This is a genomic window from Ferrimonas pelagia, from assembly GCF_039543565.1.
GTDB classification, from domain to species: domain Bacteria; phylum Pseudomonadota; class Gammaproteobacteria; order Enterobacterales; family Shewanellaceae; genus Ferrimonas; species Ferrimonas pelagia.
Window position 1 is genome coordinate 1 of record NZ_BAABJZ010000008.1, and the last position, 14,527, is coordinate 14,527.

The following is a 14,527-nucleotide window of genomic DNA, read 5'->3' on the forward strand; positions in this document are numbered from 1 at the left end:
CATCGGTGCAAGCACATGTGGCAACTAATCAGGCGGGTGAAGTACTTCATGAACAACGCCTCACCATTCCCGGGTGGTGGTCATGGATTGCAGAAACTGGAGCACAATTAGGATCAGTTATTTAGGGCAAGAGTCTTCAGTTCTTAACCTGTACCGGAGAAGGTGGTCAATGAAGCCTCCGCAAAGGCACAATTAGTGAACGCAGACGCACCTGACACTATGGCCACTCTCAGCAAAAGTGTGATCAATCTTCATTCATGATATCGCCCTGCGGGACAGCCTTGCTCAAAAGGCTTACCTATGGTTAGTTGGCCGTCTGACGAACAGGCATGTGGAGTCCATTAACTATGTTCATCGCCTTTACGCCAACCAATGCTTCGCCGCCCTGAGCATCAGAATCACGCTGGCTTAGCTTCAGACTGATTTGTTGCTTGTAACGACCGTATAAGCCGACTCCGATTGAGAAAGTGAGCACTGGTGGTTGCCGCTCCCCCTATTCAGACTTTGAGTGTACCGATCCTCAGGGCGTCTGCCACTCCGTGACGGGGCTCTCCTTCTTCCCAGTATCCAAAGTGGAACGCGGTCGGATACTGGGCTCTGCGCCCTTTTGCTTCTGCATTCGATGGGAGTCTTTGATGTCATAAGCCCACCTGCTGTATCCCCCGACAAGGCAGGTTAACCAATGTCCGGATAGCTTCATTGTCGGGACGTTTCCGAGGCTCATTACGGCAGCCACAACTTCATGAGCTTTGGCATCAATCGCGACGAAATCAATGCGCAGACTGAAGATGCTCTGAATTTGAGCTACGACGCCCGCCATTGGGATCTATATTCATTCTCGCCACCAAGTCGTATGGACTGCTCCAACACGAAGTTACTCCTATGTCAGACAAATTTGCACACTTTATAGCAAGAAGCTACTTTTCATTCGTAGGTAATCGCCGTTTGGAGCAAAACGGCCTGTACCAATGTCTAACTCATCTTCAAAATTCAAAGGAAGATTACTATGAATGCAATCATCGTGTTTATTATGACTTTAGGTCTTACTTTTGCAACTTCTGCAGGTCAACTTTATATGCCATTGGACGTGGAACTACTAAGTATTAATGGTGAGGATACTCCAAGCTATTTAAAACAAGCTCCACTGAATGACGGTATTAATTTACTAAAGGTTCGCTACATTAATTATTATACCGATGATACAAATCAACATGATGACGTTGCTCCGACATCGGACGTCTATTGGCTCAAATTTAACACCAGTTCAGATATTAACCTAACAGTTCCGAAACTGTACGACTTAGACGAAGCGAAAGCCTTTGCGCACAAGCCTACATTTACCCTAAGTAACGAAGATCGTCAGATACATACCGATCAGCTAAGTAATGACGCCATGATATACAAACTGCTCAAGTAATATATCGATTCTATTATTAATGAAAGCCCATTAACATCGGTCTTTCATCACATCCCGCGTAGTAACCGTTCACCAGAGTGGAGTTAACGCACGATGAAGAAACCAAACCAAAGACATCAGGGTACGGCTAATGAGCCATCACAGCGGAGATGATTTCGCTAAGGATCTTCATCGATGAGAAGCCTCGCTTCTTGCAGGTTTCCATCACTGACAGCAATCGTCACCGATATTTCTCACCGTGATCGGATAAAAAGTGCCTGTCACATCAATTGAGTACTAGCTCTCCGAAGCGCTGCGGCTGCAACAGTCGATAGTGCTTCAAGTCCGGCTGTTCTATGGCCCCCGTCGCCATATCATCAAAAAGACGGAAGTTAAGGCGCTCTAACAGGCGTTCGGAGGCGCGATTGCCCCTCACCGTCTTCGCTTCGATCTGCATCAGCGGGCCACAGGATAGGCCCCCGCCAAAGGCAAACTCGACAATCCGTGACACCGCCTCGCTGGCATAGCCCTGGCCCCAAAACTCGGGCATTAAGTCGTAGCCCAACACTGCAGTTCGGCTCTGCGTATCCCAGCAGTTAAAGCCACAACTGCCCATGAACTCACCGGTATCTCTGTCTCGCATGGCCCAGCGAATACCAGTACCTGCTGAGAAACGCTGCTGCAGCCCCGCCAGCAAGCGCGCCGCCTGCTCGGGTTCCTGCATGGTGGGGATATCATAAAAGCGCGTCACTCGAGGATCGGAGAACAACACAAACAGGTCGTTGACGTCCTCGTCACGCCATGCCGTCAGCACAAGGCGCTCCGTATATAACCGAGGAAATTCCATCATCCTGCACCCAACCCGACTGCTGCCTGAATCGACACTCTACCTTGCTATGGCCGTGCGGGGAAGGGTCGAACGAGCGCGAAGATCGGCCCCAGTCTGCTGACAAATTCCCCCTATATCGGCAACCCAATGACAGCTTGACGCTCAATGGGCGTGAAGGGGATCTATCAGCGCTCATGATGACGCTCGCCATCGTCGAAGCGAAGCCGTGCGGAGCAACGCGCCCTAAGAGCTGACGGCGCTTTGCCGCGTCACTTGAATTCGCTACACTCACCAGCCCACTTGAGGAGAAGCCTGCGTGTCCCAAGCCGTATTACATCACAAGATCTTCCGCCATCCCGAGCCCCGCGACTGGGTTGTCTTAGTGCACGACGCCGGGGGCAGCTCCAACATCTGGTTTAAACAGCTGCGAGCTTATAAGGCCAAGTACAATCTGCTGTTGTTGGATCTGCGCGGTCATGGCAACAGCCAGAATATGGTGCAGAGCTTGATCCAGGGCCAATACAGCTTCAAATCCGTCACTCAGGATGTGGTGGCGCTGCTGGATCACCTCAAGATCCAATCCGCCCACTTTGTCGGGATCTCACTGGGTACCATCATCATTCGCCATCTGGCCGAGCTGGAGCCAGGCCGGGTCAAAAGCATGATTTTGGGCGGTGCGGTAACCCGACTGAATCGGCTGTCACAGACCTTGGTTCGAGCTGGCCACCTGCTCAAAGACGTGGTGCCCTACATGTGGCTGTATCGACTGTTTGCCCGTGTCATCATGCCGCGCAAAGAGCAGTCGCCGTCGCGCAACCTGTTTATCCGTGAGGCGAAAAGGCGTGTCAGCAAGAGTTTAAGCGCTGGTTTAAGCTGGCCGCGGACGTCAATCCACTGATGCATTACTTCAATGAAAAAGAGTTGAAGATCCCCACCCTCTACATCATGGGGGAGAACGATCACATGTTTTTAAAGCCGGTGAAAGCCATCGCCGCCAAGCATCGGCACGCTAAATTGCAGGTCATCGACGACTGCGGTCACGTCTGTAACGTGGAAAAATCCGAGCAGTTTAATCGGCACTCGCTCGACTTCCTCGAGCGTCAATCCGCGCCTAAAACCACTAAAATACCGTGATCTACCCCTCTCAAATCAAGATGGGTTCAATTTTTCATTGCACTATTTTGACGGTCCGCTAGGATCCGCGCCCATATTTATTGAGCTGTATATCTCTGGTAATTTGGTCCAGACGTTTCTACCACAAGACCTAATCTTGTGACTACAGTCCAAAACCGCGCCCTTGCTGTATCTGCAGGAAGGCGCTGCCTGACGATATCGTTCAGTAAATAACCCATTTACTTATTGATCCGATCTCAAAGGCGCCGTTGTGAATCTTGCAGCCATTCTGAAACGTCCAGGTCATGCCAATGTTCTGGAAAATACGTTCAAAATCACCGAACGAAACTCCACCATCGGCACCGAGCTCTACGCCGGCTTTATCACCTTCCTGGCCATGAGTTACATTCTGGCAGTGAACCCCGCCATCCTGGGTGACATTCCGGGCATGGATCGCGGCGCCGTGTTTACCGCCACCGCCATCGCCGCTGGCATTGCCACTCTGATCATGGGCCTGTTTGGCAACTACCCGGTGATGCTGGCTCCCGGCATGAGCATGAACGGCTTCTTCAAAGGCGTGTTGTTCAGCGGCTCGGTCGCCCTACTGTGGCACGAAGCGCTGTTTGGCATTTTCCTGTCCGGCATCATCTACCTCATCTTCTCGATGACCAAGATCCGCAAGACGATGATCGAATCGATCCCGGAAGATCTGAAACTGGCCATTACCGTCTCGCTGGGCCTGTTCATCGCCTTCCTCGGCCTGAAGAACGCCGGGATCATCGTCTCCAACCCGATCATCCTAGTGAGCATGGGTCAGGTCACCGATCCTCAGGTGATGATCGCCTACATCAGTATCTTCATCGCGCTGGGCTGCATGGTCCGTGACATCAAGCTGGCGACCTTTATCTCCTTTATGGCATCCATCCTGCTGACCATCGCCGCGGACATGTTCTTGGGTACCCAGTACGCGCCATTGCCGGATCAGATCATGGCGATGCCACCGAGCATGGGCGACAGTTTCGGCGCCATCTTCAACTTCTCATTCTTTACCCCAGAGAAGCTGTTTGACCTGCTGTTTATCATCATCATCTTCTTTATTGTCGACTTCTTCGACGGCCTCAGCACCATTGTCGGCGTCGGCCGTGACGCCGGGATCATCAACAAAGACGGTAAGGTCCCCAACGCCCGCGGAGCCCTGGTGGCCGACGCTGGCGGCACCGTGATCGGCACCGTACTGGGCACCACCTCCATTACCGCCTTCTCCGAGTCCGGGATCGCCTCGTCTCAGGGCGCCAAGACCGGCCTGGCTGCCGTGATAGCCGCCGCGCTGTTCTTCGCATCCTTGTTCTTCTTCCCTGTCTTTTCCATGTTCTCCACCGCCATCGTCGCACCAGCGATGATCGTCGTCGGGATCTACATGGTGGGACGCCTGGGTGACATTAAATGGGAGAAGAAAGAGTCCCGCATCGCGGCCTTCTTCACCATCATGTTTACCATCCTCAGCTTCTCCCCGGCCAACGGCATGGCCATGGGCTTTATCAGCTACGCCTTCGCTATGGTCGTCGCGGGTAAAGGCCGCGAGGTTCACCCAATCATTTACGGCCTGTCTGCCATCTTCATTACCTATCTGGTGATGATGTAAAGGACGAAAGATAAAAACATAAAAATATCTCTACCCTACCAAGCCAAAGCCCAACTCATTGAGTTGGGCTTTTTTTGTGGGCTCTCTAGCTTCCCCACATTAAGCGCAATTACCAGCGATTCAACACAAAACGTCTAGCGTAAAAGCCACTTAAAATCAAAATATTTAACGTGAATTTACACCCTTAAAATCAACACCTTAGATTGGCATTGAACAGACAAAGCCACCAGTGAGTACAAAAATGCTTCCAATTTGGCTAATATAGCCGTCCATTTTTAGAAAAAGGGCTCCGCATGACGGATCTTAGTGGCAGTAGTCATTCACACCAAATCCTAGGTGATTAACGACAAGAACAAAAATCGAAACCCCGCAGTATTCGACAAAAAATTCGTTAATTATTTCCTTAGGTCTCCCATGAGTTTACCCAGCAGTATCAACAAACACGTCTTCTTCCCTTCGCTTCTTATCATCGCTGTGCTGACCTTCGCCACGTTCTTGTGGCCGCAATCGGCAGAGCAGTTCTTCAGCGCCATGCAAAGCTGGTTTGTCGCCCAGACCAGTTGGATCTACATCCTCTGCGTTGGCCTGTTTTTAATCTTCCTCGTTCTCCTGATGTGCAGCCGCCTGGGTGATATTCGCCTTGGGCCCGATCACGCCGAAGCGGAATACAGCTTCGGCTCCTGGATCGCCATGCTTGGCTCTGCAGGCTTGGGCATTGGCCTGATGTTCTATGGCGTGGCCGAGCCCGCCATGCATTTCCTGTCACCGCCTGAAGGCGAAGCCGGCACCGTCGAAGCCGCCAAGCAGGCGATGAAGATCACCTTCTTCCACTGGGGTCTGCATGGCTGGGCCTGCTTCGCCATTGTGGCGTTGACCATGGCCTACTTTACCTATCGTCATAAGCTGCCATTGCTGCCCCGTTCAGCTCTGTTTCCATTGATCGGCGACAAGATCTACGGCCCCATCGGCCACGCCGTCGACATCTTCGCGGTCATTGGCACCCTGTTCGGGATCTGTACCTCACTGGGCCTTGGCGTTATGCAGGTCAATGCAGGGCTAAATTACCTGTTTGACCTGCCTCAGAATACAACCATGCAGATGGCCCTGATCGCGCTGATCACCCTGTTTGCCTCCATCTCGGTATTCCTCGGACTGGACGGCGGCATCAAGCGCCTGTCCAAGCTCAACATCATCTTGGCCATCGGCTTGCTTCTGGTGGTGATCCTGCTGGGTCCAACCGCCATGATCATGCAGTCCTTCGTGCAGAATACCGGCAACTACTTCAGCGAGATCGTCAACCTGACGTTTAACCTGTACGCCTACGAGCCCAATGAAGGTTGGCTTGGTGGCTGGACCCTGTTTTACTGGGGTTGGTGGGTCTCCTGGGCACCGTTTGTCGGCATGTTTATCGCCCGGATCTCCCGCGGTCGAACCATTCGGGAATTCCTGATCGGCATTCTGTTTGTGCCAGCGGCGTTCGTCTTCCTCTGGTTCACCGCCTTTGGCAACACCGCCATCGACGCCATCCTGAATTTGGGCGATAGCCATCTTCAAGAGATCGTAAATACCAACAGCACACTGGCTCTGTTTACCTTTTTTGAAAGCATGCCCTACTCCAGCTTACTTTCAATGATCAGCATGGTGCTGTTGATCACCTTCTTCGTCACCTCCTCCGACTCCGGCTCTTTGGTGATCGATACCCTCACCTCCGGCGGCGCGGATGAGTCACCGGCTTGGCAGCGGATCTTCTGGGCCGTTACCGAAGGGATCGTGGCCGCCATCCTGTTATCCGTTGGCGGACTGACCGCACTGCAGATGATGACCGTAGCTAGTGCCTTCCCCATCATGCTGTTGATGTTGGTGTTCTGCTATTCGCTGTTTAAAGCGCTACGCAACGACTACCTATTGCTCACCAGCGTGCAAAACCACAGCACCTCAGTCCAGTACACTCAGGCTAGCGTCAGTTGGAAAGACCGCATCGCCTCGCTGGTCAACAACCCAAAGAAGCATGAGGCCTCCAACTTTATCGAGACCGTCGCCATGCCGGCTCTGAAAGAACTGGCCGAGGAGATGCGTTTTCAGGGGCTGACCAGCCGCATTCAGATGCTGGACGAAGAGCGAGTCCGGCTGGTGGTGGATAACGAAGATGTGGAAGATTTCGCGTATGGGATCCGGCTGCGCAAGTTCTCCATGGCCAGCTACATGAACGAAGAGCACGACGAATACTATCGTGCCGAGGTGTTCTTGCTGCAAGGGGGCCAGCAATACGACGTGCTGGGCTACACCCAAGAGCAGATCATTGCCGATGCCATCACCCAATACGAGAAGCACATGCATTTCCTGCATCTGGCCACCTCGGAACAGGTTGAGCTGAATCCGGCATAGTCTCCCGACTGACGCCAACCAAGCCCCGCTTCGTGAGCGGGGCTTTTTCATTACCGGGCGAAAATATCAGACGGATACGCGTTTACGGGGAAAATTTGCTATCTTTGCGCTCCTATTCGGGCGCCGCCCGCTGGAATGAAGCCGTTACTCCGTCCCGCAAACGGGACGAGCCAGACGTCATTTCATCACTCCCCCACGATATGGACCCACTCATGATCACCTTCACCACTAATTTTGGCGACATCACCATCGAAGTCGACATCGACCGTGCCCCGGTCAGCGCCAAGAACTTTCTCAAGTACTGCGAAGATGGCTTTTACGAAGGCACCATCTTCCACCGCGTGATCCCGGGCTTTATGATCCAGGGCGGCGGGCTCACCCGCAAAATGATGGAAAAACCGACCCGCAAAGCCATCGTCAACGAGGCCAATAAGGGACTGAAAAACGTCATCGGTAGCATCGCCATGGCCCGCACCGATGCGCCTCACTCGGCCACGGCGCAGTTCTTTATCAATGTCGCAGACAACAGCTTTCTCGACCACTTTGCCACCACCAATGCCGGTTGGGGCTACGCCGTGTTTGGTCAGGTGACGGCAGGCATGGACGTGGTCAAGCAGATCGAAAAGGTCAAGACCAGCACCATCGCCGGTCACGAAGATGTCCCTTGCGAGCCGGTTGTTATCCAAAAAGTGACCGTCACTCGCTAACTGTCATCGCGAGAACGCCTCCATGCCGGTGCGCAATGCGATGCCGGAGCCGGGCCGGTATGACCCTGATCAATCGGCCCCGCACCTCACTTTGAGAAATGCTTCTGTAGATACAGTTCGGCCAAGGCCGCTCCCTCTTCGGTGAAGACAACCGACTTCTGCTTACCCTTGGGATCGCCGATCCAGCCTTTTTCATACAACAGATCCGTCAGTGCCCAATCCATCCCTTTCCACGCCCGCGTGCCAAACTTGTCGTCTCTGGCGCTCAACGCCAGAATGGCCAGCGCCACCTCGGCCAATTTGTCTTGATCGATATGCTCAGGAATGGACATAGCCCAGCCTCCGATTGCCATCACTCACTTCAATATATACCGCCGCGCGCCGCTCTGGCGAAGCCAACTTAAACTGCGCTCCTGAGCAGGCCGCGAACAAAAGGCGGCCCCCGTTACCGGGCGCCGCCTAACTGAACCATGGCTCTGTGCGCTTAACCGTTAACCGAAGTCATCCAGCAGGATATTCTCATCCTCCACGCCCTGGCTCTTCAGCATATGGATAACCGCCGCGTTCATCATCGGAGGCCCACACAGGTAGTACTCGCAATCCTCCGGCGCCGGGTGGTCTTTCAAATATTGCTCCAGCAAGACGGTATGAATAAAGCCAGTGTAGCCCTCCCAGTTGTCTTCAGACTGAGGCTCGGACAGGGCCACATGCCACTGGAAATTGTCGTTTTCCGCCGCCAGCCCATCAAAGTCCTGTTGATAGAAGATCTCCCGTTTGGAGCGCGCCCCATACCAAAAGCTCATCTTGCGCTTGGACTTGAGTCGCTTGAGCTGATCAAAGATATGCGAGCGCATCGGCGCCATGCCCGCCCCGCCGCCAATGAACACCATCTCATTGTCGGTTTCTTTGGCATAGAACTCACCGAACGGGCCGGAGATGGTGACGGTGTCACCGGGCTTAAGATTAAAGATGTAGGAGGACATCACGCCTGGAGGCGCGTCCGGTTTGTTCGGTGGCGGCGAGGCGATCCGCACATTGAGCATGATGATCCCCTCCTCCTCTGGGTAGCTGGCCATGGAATACGCACGGATACTCTCCTCATCGACCTTGGAGACGTACTCAAACATGCCGTACCGCTCCCACTCCTCGCGGTACGCATCGGCGATGTCGAAGTCCGCGTATTTCACCGTGTGAGCCGGGGCTTCTATCTGGATATAGCCGCCGGCCCGGAACGGCACGGCTTCGCCTTCGGGGATCTTGAGGATCAACTCTTTGATGTAGGTCGCTTGGTTATCGTTGGAGATCACCTCACATTGCCACTTCTTCACGCCAAAGACCGACTCGTCCAGCTCGATCTCCATGTCGGATTTGACCGCGACTTGGCAGGCCAGGCGACAGCCCTGCTTGGCCTCTTTCTTACTGATGTGATCCCGCTCGGTGGGCAGTATGTCGCCGCCGCCTTCGTGCACTTTGACATGGCACTGGCCGCAGGTCCCGCCGCCACCACAGGCGGACGAGATAAACACGCCTTTGTCCGCCAGCGCGCCCAGCAGTTTACCGCCAGGGCTTGAGACGATCCCCTTACTGGGATCGCGATTGATTGCAATATTGACGTTACCACTGGCCACCAACTGGGATTTGGCGAACAGGATCACCATCACCAACAAGCACACCGTTACGGTAAACATGCTTATGCCGATCATCATTTCCATCGACTGTTCCTTACTTCAATTGGATATGGGCGATCACAGAGACACGTCGGAAAAAGACATAAAACCCAGCGCCATCAAGCCGGTGGTGATAAAGGTGATGCCAATGCCCTGCAGACCCTCGGGGATCTTATGGAATTTCATCTTTTCTCGCAGGCCCGCCAGCAGCACGATCGCCATGGCCCAGCCCACCCCGGAGCCCACGGCAAACACCACGGAGTCCGCCATGTTGTAGTCTCGGTTGGCCATGAAGATCACGGCACCGAAGATGGCGCAGTTCACGGTCAGCAGCGGCAGGAAAATGCCCAGCGCGTTGTACAAAGTGGGCATGTATTTATCCAGCACCATCTCCAGGATCTGCACCATCGCAGCGATCACGCCGATAAAGGTGATCAACTGTAAAAAGCTCAGATCCAGCTCCGGCTGGCCGGCCCATGCCAGTGCGCCCGGCTTGAGGAAATAGCTGTAGATCAATTGATTGACCGGAACCGCCAAGGCCATCACCACGATCACCGCGATCCCTAGCCCCAAGGAGGTCGAGACCTTTTTCGACACCGCCAGGAAGGTACACATCCCCATAAAGAAGGAGAGCGCCATATTGTCGATGAACACAGCTTGCACAAACAGACTGATAAAGTGTTCCATGATGGCTCCTTAACCTTGCCGCTTCTGAATGACGTTGATGGCCCAGATCATAAAGCCGATCAAGAAAAAGGCGCTGGGGGGGAGTTGGAACAACTCGTTGGGCAGGTACCAGCCGCCGTTGGCAACGGTCACTAGGATCTCCTGACCAAACAGCGAGCCATTGCCCAGCAGTTCACGGACAAAGGCCACGCCGCAGAGGATCACGGCATACCCTAGGCTGTTGCCGATCGCATCGACGACGGCGGGCCAAGGCTTGCTTTTCATGGCAAACGCCTCTGCCCGGCCCATGATGATGCAGTTGGTGATGATCAAGCCGACAAACACCGACAGCTGGCGCGAGATCTCGTAGGCCACGTCCTTGAGCACCAGATCCACCACGATCACCAGAGAGGCGATCACGGTCATCTGCGCGATGATGCGGACCGAATTGGGGATCAGGTTGCGAATGCAGGAGATGATCAAGTTGGAGAAGACCATCACAAAGGTCACCGCCAGTGACATCACCACCGCGGTCTGCATGCTGCCGCTGACCGCGAGGGCGGAGCAGACACCCAACATCTGCATCGCCACCGGATTATTGGCGAAGATCGGGGTGCGCAGCACCTCCTTCATCGCCACCGTGTTATTGCTCATGTTACACCTCAGACGCTTTTATGCTGCTTAGGAAGGCCCGAAAGCCCTCTTCGCCAAACCAAAATTGCATGGAACGCTCAACGCCCCGCCCGGTCAGGGTTGCGCCACTGACGCCATCCACCGCGTGCTCGTCACCGTCTTCGGCACCGCCGCGCACCACCTTGACGGCGACCTTGCCGCTGTCATCGAACAGCTTTTTGCCCTGCCATTGCGACAGCCAGCTCTCGTCCTCCAAGAAGTCGGCAATGCCCGGGGTTTCGCCGTGCTCGTAGATCGTCACGTTCTTGATCGTGTTGAGATCGGCATCCAAAGCGACATAGCCATAGATCACCGACCACAGGCCCTTACCGTGGATCGGCATCACCACCCCTTCAAGCTCGCCCTGATCATTGGTGATCTTAAAGGCGCGGGCCATATCGGCACGACGACCGATCCGAGCCGTATCTTTCTTCGGTTTTCTGGAGGTGTCCGGGTTCATCGCCGCCATGCGATCATCAAACGTCATGGCATCCAGATCGGGCTGGATCGCACCGGAATCCAGATCCAGCACCACGGCGGTGACATGGCTGTCAAAGTTCTCACTCAGGTTGTTATCGATCAGCTGACCGTAGCCGGCCGTCTTCAACACCGAGCGCTTGAGCTCCGCCAACTGTTTGGCCTGCGCCCGCTCCTTCAAACCCGCCGAGGTGCCGGTGATCATCACCGAGCAGAACAGGCACAGCACCAGGGTAAACAGCATGGTGCCGACAACAGAATCCTTGTTATAACGCATGACGTTTCAGCCTCCGTTTGATGTTGGACTGGGCCACAAAATAATCGAACAACGGCGCCCACAGATTGGCAAACAGAATGGCCAGCATCATGCCCTCCGGTTGTCCCGGATTGACCACCCGGATCATCACCGCCATGGCACCGATCAGCCCGCCATAGGCCCATTTCCCCTTGTCGGTATAGGAAGCCGTTACCGGATCGGTGGCCATAAACATCATGCCGAGGGCAAAGCCGCCGGTTACCAAATGCCAGGTCCATGGCATCTGGAACAATGGGTTATTGGCCGAGCCGATGGCATTAAACAGCGTCGCGGTCGCTACCGTGCCGAGCAATACCCCCGCGACGATGCGCCAGGAGGCCAGCCGGGTCAGCAGCAAGATCCCACCGCCGATCAAAATAGCGAGCGTGCTGGTTTCGCCGATAGCACCAGGGATAAAGCCGAGGAAGGCATCCCACCAGGCAGCATCAGAAAAAACCTGATACCAAAGGGTATTGTCAAAGGCATCCTTGTCGCTGAGCAGCGCCGTCAATGCGGTCGCGCCACTGTGACCGTCAACTGCGGTCCAAACTCCGACGCCGGCGGTTTGCTCTGGGTAGGCGAAATACAAAAACGCCAAGCCCGCCAGTGCGGGATTGAGGAAGTTGCAACCAAGGCCGCCAAAGATCTCTTTGCCGACCACCACGCCAAAGCTGATCCCCATCGCCACCAGCCACAGGGGCATGGTGGCAGGCAACACCAAGGTAAACAGGGTCGCGGTGACGAAAAAGCCTTCGTGCAACGCCTCGCCACGCGATTTGGCAAACACCAGCTCCCACGCCAGATTGACCAGCAGTGCCGTCAGATAGATGGGCAGGAAAAAGCTGGCGCCGTAGAAGAACAAACCAATAACGCCGGTATCGGGAGTCAGGCCACCGGTCAGTTGATTAAACACCCCCAATTGCCACAGCGCGGGACTGGCAGCCCCTTCCGTCAATGTTGCCTGGGCCTGCCAGCCCAGATTGAACATGCCAAACAGCGCGGCTGGCATTAAGCACAACCATACCAACGACATGGTTCGTTTAATATCAATGGCATCCCGCACGTGCAGTTTGCCTTGTGTGCGCTGCCCTTGAGCAAACCACAGTGTGCGCAATGGCTGGGCTATCGTTGAGATCACGCTCATTACCCCTCCCTCTCGATCCGATCCAAACAGGTTCTCAACGCTTTGCCGTAATCGTATTTGCCGGGGCAAATGAAACTGCACAACGCCAGATCTTCTTCATCCAACTCCAACGCGCCCAACTGCTGCGCCTCATCGGTGTCTTCCACCAACAGATCCCGCAGCAACAATGTCGGCAAGATATCCAACGGCATGACCGATTCAAATCGGGCAAATGCAGTCATCGCTCGCTCACCACCGCCGCTGTTGGTGGTCAGTTCGAGCGACTCACGTCGACCGAAACAGGCACTGAAGGCCCGTGTGACGGAGAAGGCGCCGCTGCCCACATTCAGCCACCCCAGCGCCGAGGTATTTTCGCCTTCGGCTAGGGCAGAGACTTGGTTGTGGAAGCGGCCGAGATAGGCGTGAGGGCCGTTGGCGTTATGGCCCGAGAGGATGGAGCCGGAGATCACCCGCGCAGCGGGATCACGCAGTTGGTTGTTCACCAAACCGGCAATGTCCGCGCCCAGTTGAGTGCGCACCAAACGGGGCCGCTTCACCTGCGGGCCCGCCAGGGCGATCACCCGCTCGGTATAGAGCTCACCGGTCTGAAACAGTTTGCCGAAGGCGATGACGTCCTGATAACCGATATGCCAGATCTGACGCTCTAGGCTCACCGGCATCAATTGATGAACGTGGGTGCCCACTAGGCCCGCCGGATGCACGCCGGCGAAGATCCGCGCCTCCACGCCGTTGACCATCGGCTCAAGCAACCGGCCTTTCACCTGACCTTTATTATCGTGGCAAAGGAAGACCTTGCCTTGCGTGAGCAGGGTTAAGACCGTCAAACCGGCACGAAAGGCCGCTTCCTGCTCGGCAATCACCAACCTAGGATTGGCTGCCAATGGATTGGTATCTATGGCCGTCACGAAGATCGCGGCGGGTTGTGAGCCCGGGGCTGGCACCCGCGAGAAGGGCCGGGTGCGCAAGGCTGTCCACAGACCACTCTGCAGCAGATTTTGCTCGATCTGCTCCCGCGACAGACTCTCGACATCATCGCACTGAACAAACTGGCACTGCGCGTCACCGTCAACATCGATCACCACAGATTGCAGCACCCGCCGCTCACCACGGTGGATCGCGCTGATCACGCCTGCAGCCGGCGCCGTAAACAAAACTCCCGGGATCTTCTTATCCTTGAACAGCGGCTGGCCCTTACGCACCCGCTCCCCTTCCTGAACCAACATGCTGGGCTTTAGCCCGACGTATTCCTCCCCAAGCAGCGCCACCTGCGTCGCCGGAAAAACTCCGTCGATCACCGGTTCCGGCTGACCTGCAATAGGAATATCCAAACCTTTTGTAATTTTTTTCATGGCTATTGTGTGACTCAAATTCAATCCATCGCGGCGATCCATGCGCCAATGAGGTTACTCACTGGGCTTTCCGTCTTGGCGCTATTGCGCCAAGACACTGTCACTATAACGATGCCTTATGGTGAAATTAGATGATCTACGTCACGTGCAATACCTTGTAAAAAATACAAAAACAAGACAGGGCG

Annotated in this window: 14 protein-coding genes and 1 riboswitch; of the genes, 6 read left to right on the forward strand and 8 right to left on the reverse strand. The window is 54.8% G+C overall.

All coding sequences use genetic code 11. The features are described from left to right. Nucleotides 1–1,006: 1,006 nt before the first annotated feature. Nucleotides 1,007–1,417: a DUF2057 family protein gene (locus ABEA08_RS03710; protein WP_345333444.1), complete on the forward strand. Its 411-nt coding sequence runs from the start codon at nt 1,007–1,009 to the stop codon at nt 1,415–1,417. Nucleotides 1,418–1,682: 265 nt separating this feature from the next. On the opposite strand, the gene ABEA08_RS03715 is transcribed toward ABEA08_RS03710, so the two are convergent. Next, entirely contained in the window at nt 1,683–2,210 is a 528-nt protein-coding gene (locus ABEA08_RS03715) for a GNAT family N-acetyltransferase (protein WP_345333446.1), read from the reverse strand. A 331-nt stretch (nt 2,211–2,541) separates the two neighbouring features. Here ABEA08_RS03715 and ABEA08_RS03720 point away from each other — a divergent pair, with 331 nt between their 5' ends. From ABEA08_RS03720 to ABEA08_RS03740, 5 genes are all read left to right on the forward strand, one after another. After that, nucleotides 2,542–3,123: an alpha/beta fold hydrolase gene (locus tag ABEA08_RS03720; protein ID WP_345333448.1), complete on the forward strand. Its 582-nt coding sequence runs from the start codon at nt 2,542–2,544 to the stop codon at nt 3,121–3,123. 23 nt (nt 3,124–3,146) lie between these two features. Next, nucleotides 3,147–3,359 (forward strand): alpha/beta fold hydrolase, encoded by a 213-nt coding sequence (locus ABEA08_RS03725; protein WP_345333450.1) that lies wholly within the window; start codon nt 3,147–3,149, stop codon nt 3,357–3,359. Between the two features lie 65 nt (nt 3,360–3,424). After that, nucleotides 3,425–3,524: riboswitch (purine riboswitch) on the forward strand. Between the two features lie 85 nt (nt 3,525–3,609). Beyond that, nucleotides 3,610–4,980, forward strand: coding sequence for an NCS2 family permease (locus tag ABEA08_RS03730; RefSeq protein WP_345333452.1), 1,371 nt, complete (start codon nt 3,610–3,612; stop codon nt 4,978–4,980). A gap of 414 nt (nt 4,981–5,394) precedes the next feature. Then, nucleotides 5,395–7,365, forward strand: a complete 1,971-nt coding sequence (locus ABEA08_RS03735; RefSeq protein ID WP_345333454.1) for a BCCT family transporter — start codon at nt 5,395–5,397, stop codon at nt 7,363–7,365. Between the two features lie 212 nt (nt 7,366–7,577). After that, on the forward strand, nt 7,578–8,072 hold the full coding sequence (locus ABEA08_RS03740) for a peptidylprolyl isomerase (protein ID WP_345333456.1): 495 nt from the start codon (nt 7,578–7,580) through the stop codon (nt 8,070–8,072). A gap of 86 nt (nt 8,073–8,158) precedes the next feature. Here ABEA08_RS03740 and ABEA08_RS03745 read toward each other — a convergent pair whose 3' ends face one another. The 7 genes from ABEA08_RS03745 to ABEA08_RS03775 all read right to left on the reverse strand — a co-directional run bounded on the left by ABEA08_RS03745 (nt 8,159) and on the right by ABEA08_RS03775 (nt 14,342). After that, on the reverse strand, nt 8,159–8,404 hold the full coding sequence (locus ABEA08_RS03745) for a DUF6429 family protein (protein WP_345333458.1): 246 nt from the start codon (nt 8,402–8,404) through the stop codon (nt 8,159–8,161). Nucleotides 8,405–8,563: 159 nt separating this feature from the next. Further along, on the reverse strand, nt 8,564–9,784 hold the full coding sequence (nqrF, locus tag ABEA08_RS03750) for an NADH:ubiquinone reductase (Na(+)-transporting) subunit F (RefSeq protein ID WP_345333460.1): 1,221 nt from the start codon (nt 9,782–9,784) through the stop codon (nt 8,564–8,566). A gap of 33 nt (nt 9,785–9,817) precedes the next feature. After that, complete coding sequence (gene nqrE / locus ABEA08_RS03755; RefSeq protein WP_345333462.1) at nt 9,818–10,426, reverse strand: NADH:ubiquinone reductase (Na(+)-transporting) subunit E; 609 nt, start codon at nt 10,424–10,426, stop codon at nt 9,818–9,820. A gap of 9 nt (nt 10,427–10,435) precedes the next feature. Then, the gene (locus ABEA08_RS03760; RefSeq protein ID WP_345333464.1) at nt 10,436–11,059 is read right to left on the reverse strand and encodes an NADH:ubiquinone reductase (Na(+)-transporting) subunit D; all 624 of its coding nucleotides are present in this window, start codon (nt 11,057–11,059) and stop codon (nt 10,436–10,438) included. A 1-nt stretch (nt 11,060) separates the two neighbouring features. Further along, nucleotides 11,061–11,831, reverse strand: a complete 771-nt coding sequence (locus ABEA08_RS03765) for a Na(+)-translocating NADH-quinone reductase subunit C (RefSeq protein ID WP_345333466.1) — start codon at nt 11,829–11,831, stop codon at nt 11,061–11,063. Further along, nucleotides 11,821–13,050 carry an NADH:ubiquinone reductase (Na(+)-transporting) subunit B gene (locus ABEA08_RS03770; protein ID WP_425557323.1) on the reverse strand — a complete coding sequence of 410 codons (1,230 nt, stop codon included), beginning with the start codon at nt 13,048–13,050 and terminating at the stop codon, nt 11,821–11,823. Before ABEA08_RS03770 ends, ABEA08_RS03765 begins: the two co-directional genes overlap by 11 nt. Then, on the reverse strand, nt 12,993–14,342 hold the full coding sequence (locus tag ABEA08_RS03775) for a Na(+)-translocating NADH-quinone reductase subunit A (RefSeq protein ID WP_345333470.1): 1,350 nt from the start codon (nt 14,340–14,342) through the stop codon (nt 12,993–12,995). The genes ABEA08_RS03770 and ABEA08_RS03775 overlap by 58 nt, the downstream gene beginning before the upstream one ends. Nucleotides 14,343–14,527 lie beyond the last annotated feature (185 nt).

Bases quoted from the DNA above. Each gene is read 5' to 3' on its own strand.
- ABEA08_RS03710 (WP_345333444.1), top strand. From the start codon at position 1,007: ATGAATGCAATCATCGTGTTTATTATGACTTTAGGTCTTACTTTTGCA.
- ABEA08_RS03735 (WP_345333454.1), top strand. From the start codon at position 5,395: ATGAGTTTACCCAGCAGTATCAACAAACACGTCTTCTTCCCTTCGCTT.
- ABEA08_RS03740 (WP_345333456.1), top strand. From the start codon at position 7,578: ATGATCACCTTCACCACTAATTTTGGCGACATCACCATCGAAGTCGAC.
- ABEA08_RS03745 (WP_345333458.1), bottom strand. From the start codon at position 8,404: ATGTCCATTCCTGAGCATATCGATCAAGACAAATTGGCCGAGGTGGCG.
- nqrF (WP_345333460.1), bottom strand. From the start codon at position 9,784: ATGGAAATGATGATCGGCATAAGCATGTTTACCGTAACGGTGTGCTTG.
- nqrE (WP_345333462.1), bottom strand. From the start codon at position 10,426: ATGGAACACTTTATCAGTCTGTTTGTGCAAGCTGTGTTCATCGACAAT.
- ABEA08_RS03760 (WP_345333464.1), bottom strand. From the start codon at position 11,059: ATGAGCAATAACACGGTGGCGATGAAGGAGGTGCTGCGCACCCCGATC.
- ABEA08_RS03765 (WP_345333466.1), bottom strand. From the start codon at position 11,831: ATGCGTTATAACAAGGATTCTGTTGTCGGCACCATGCTGTTTACCCTG.
- ABEA08_RS03775 (WP_345333470.1), bottom strand. From the start codon at position 14,342: ATGAAAAAAATTACAAAAGGTTTGGATATTCCTATTGCAGGTCAGCCG.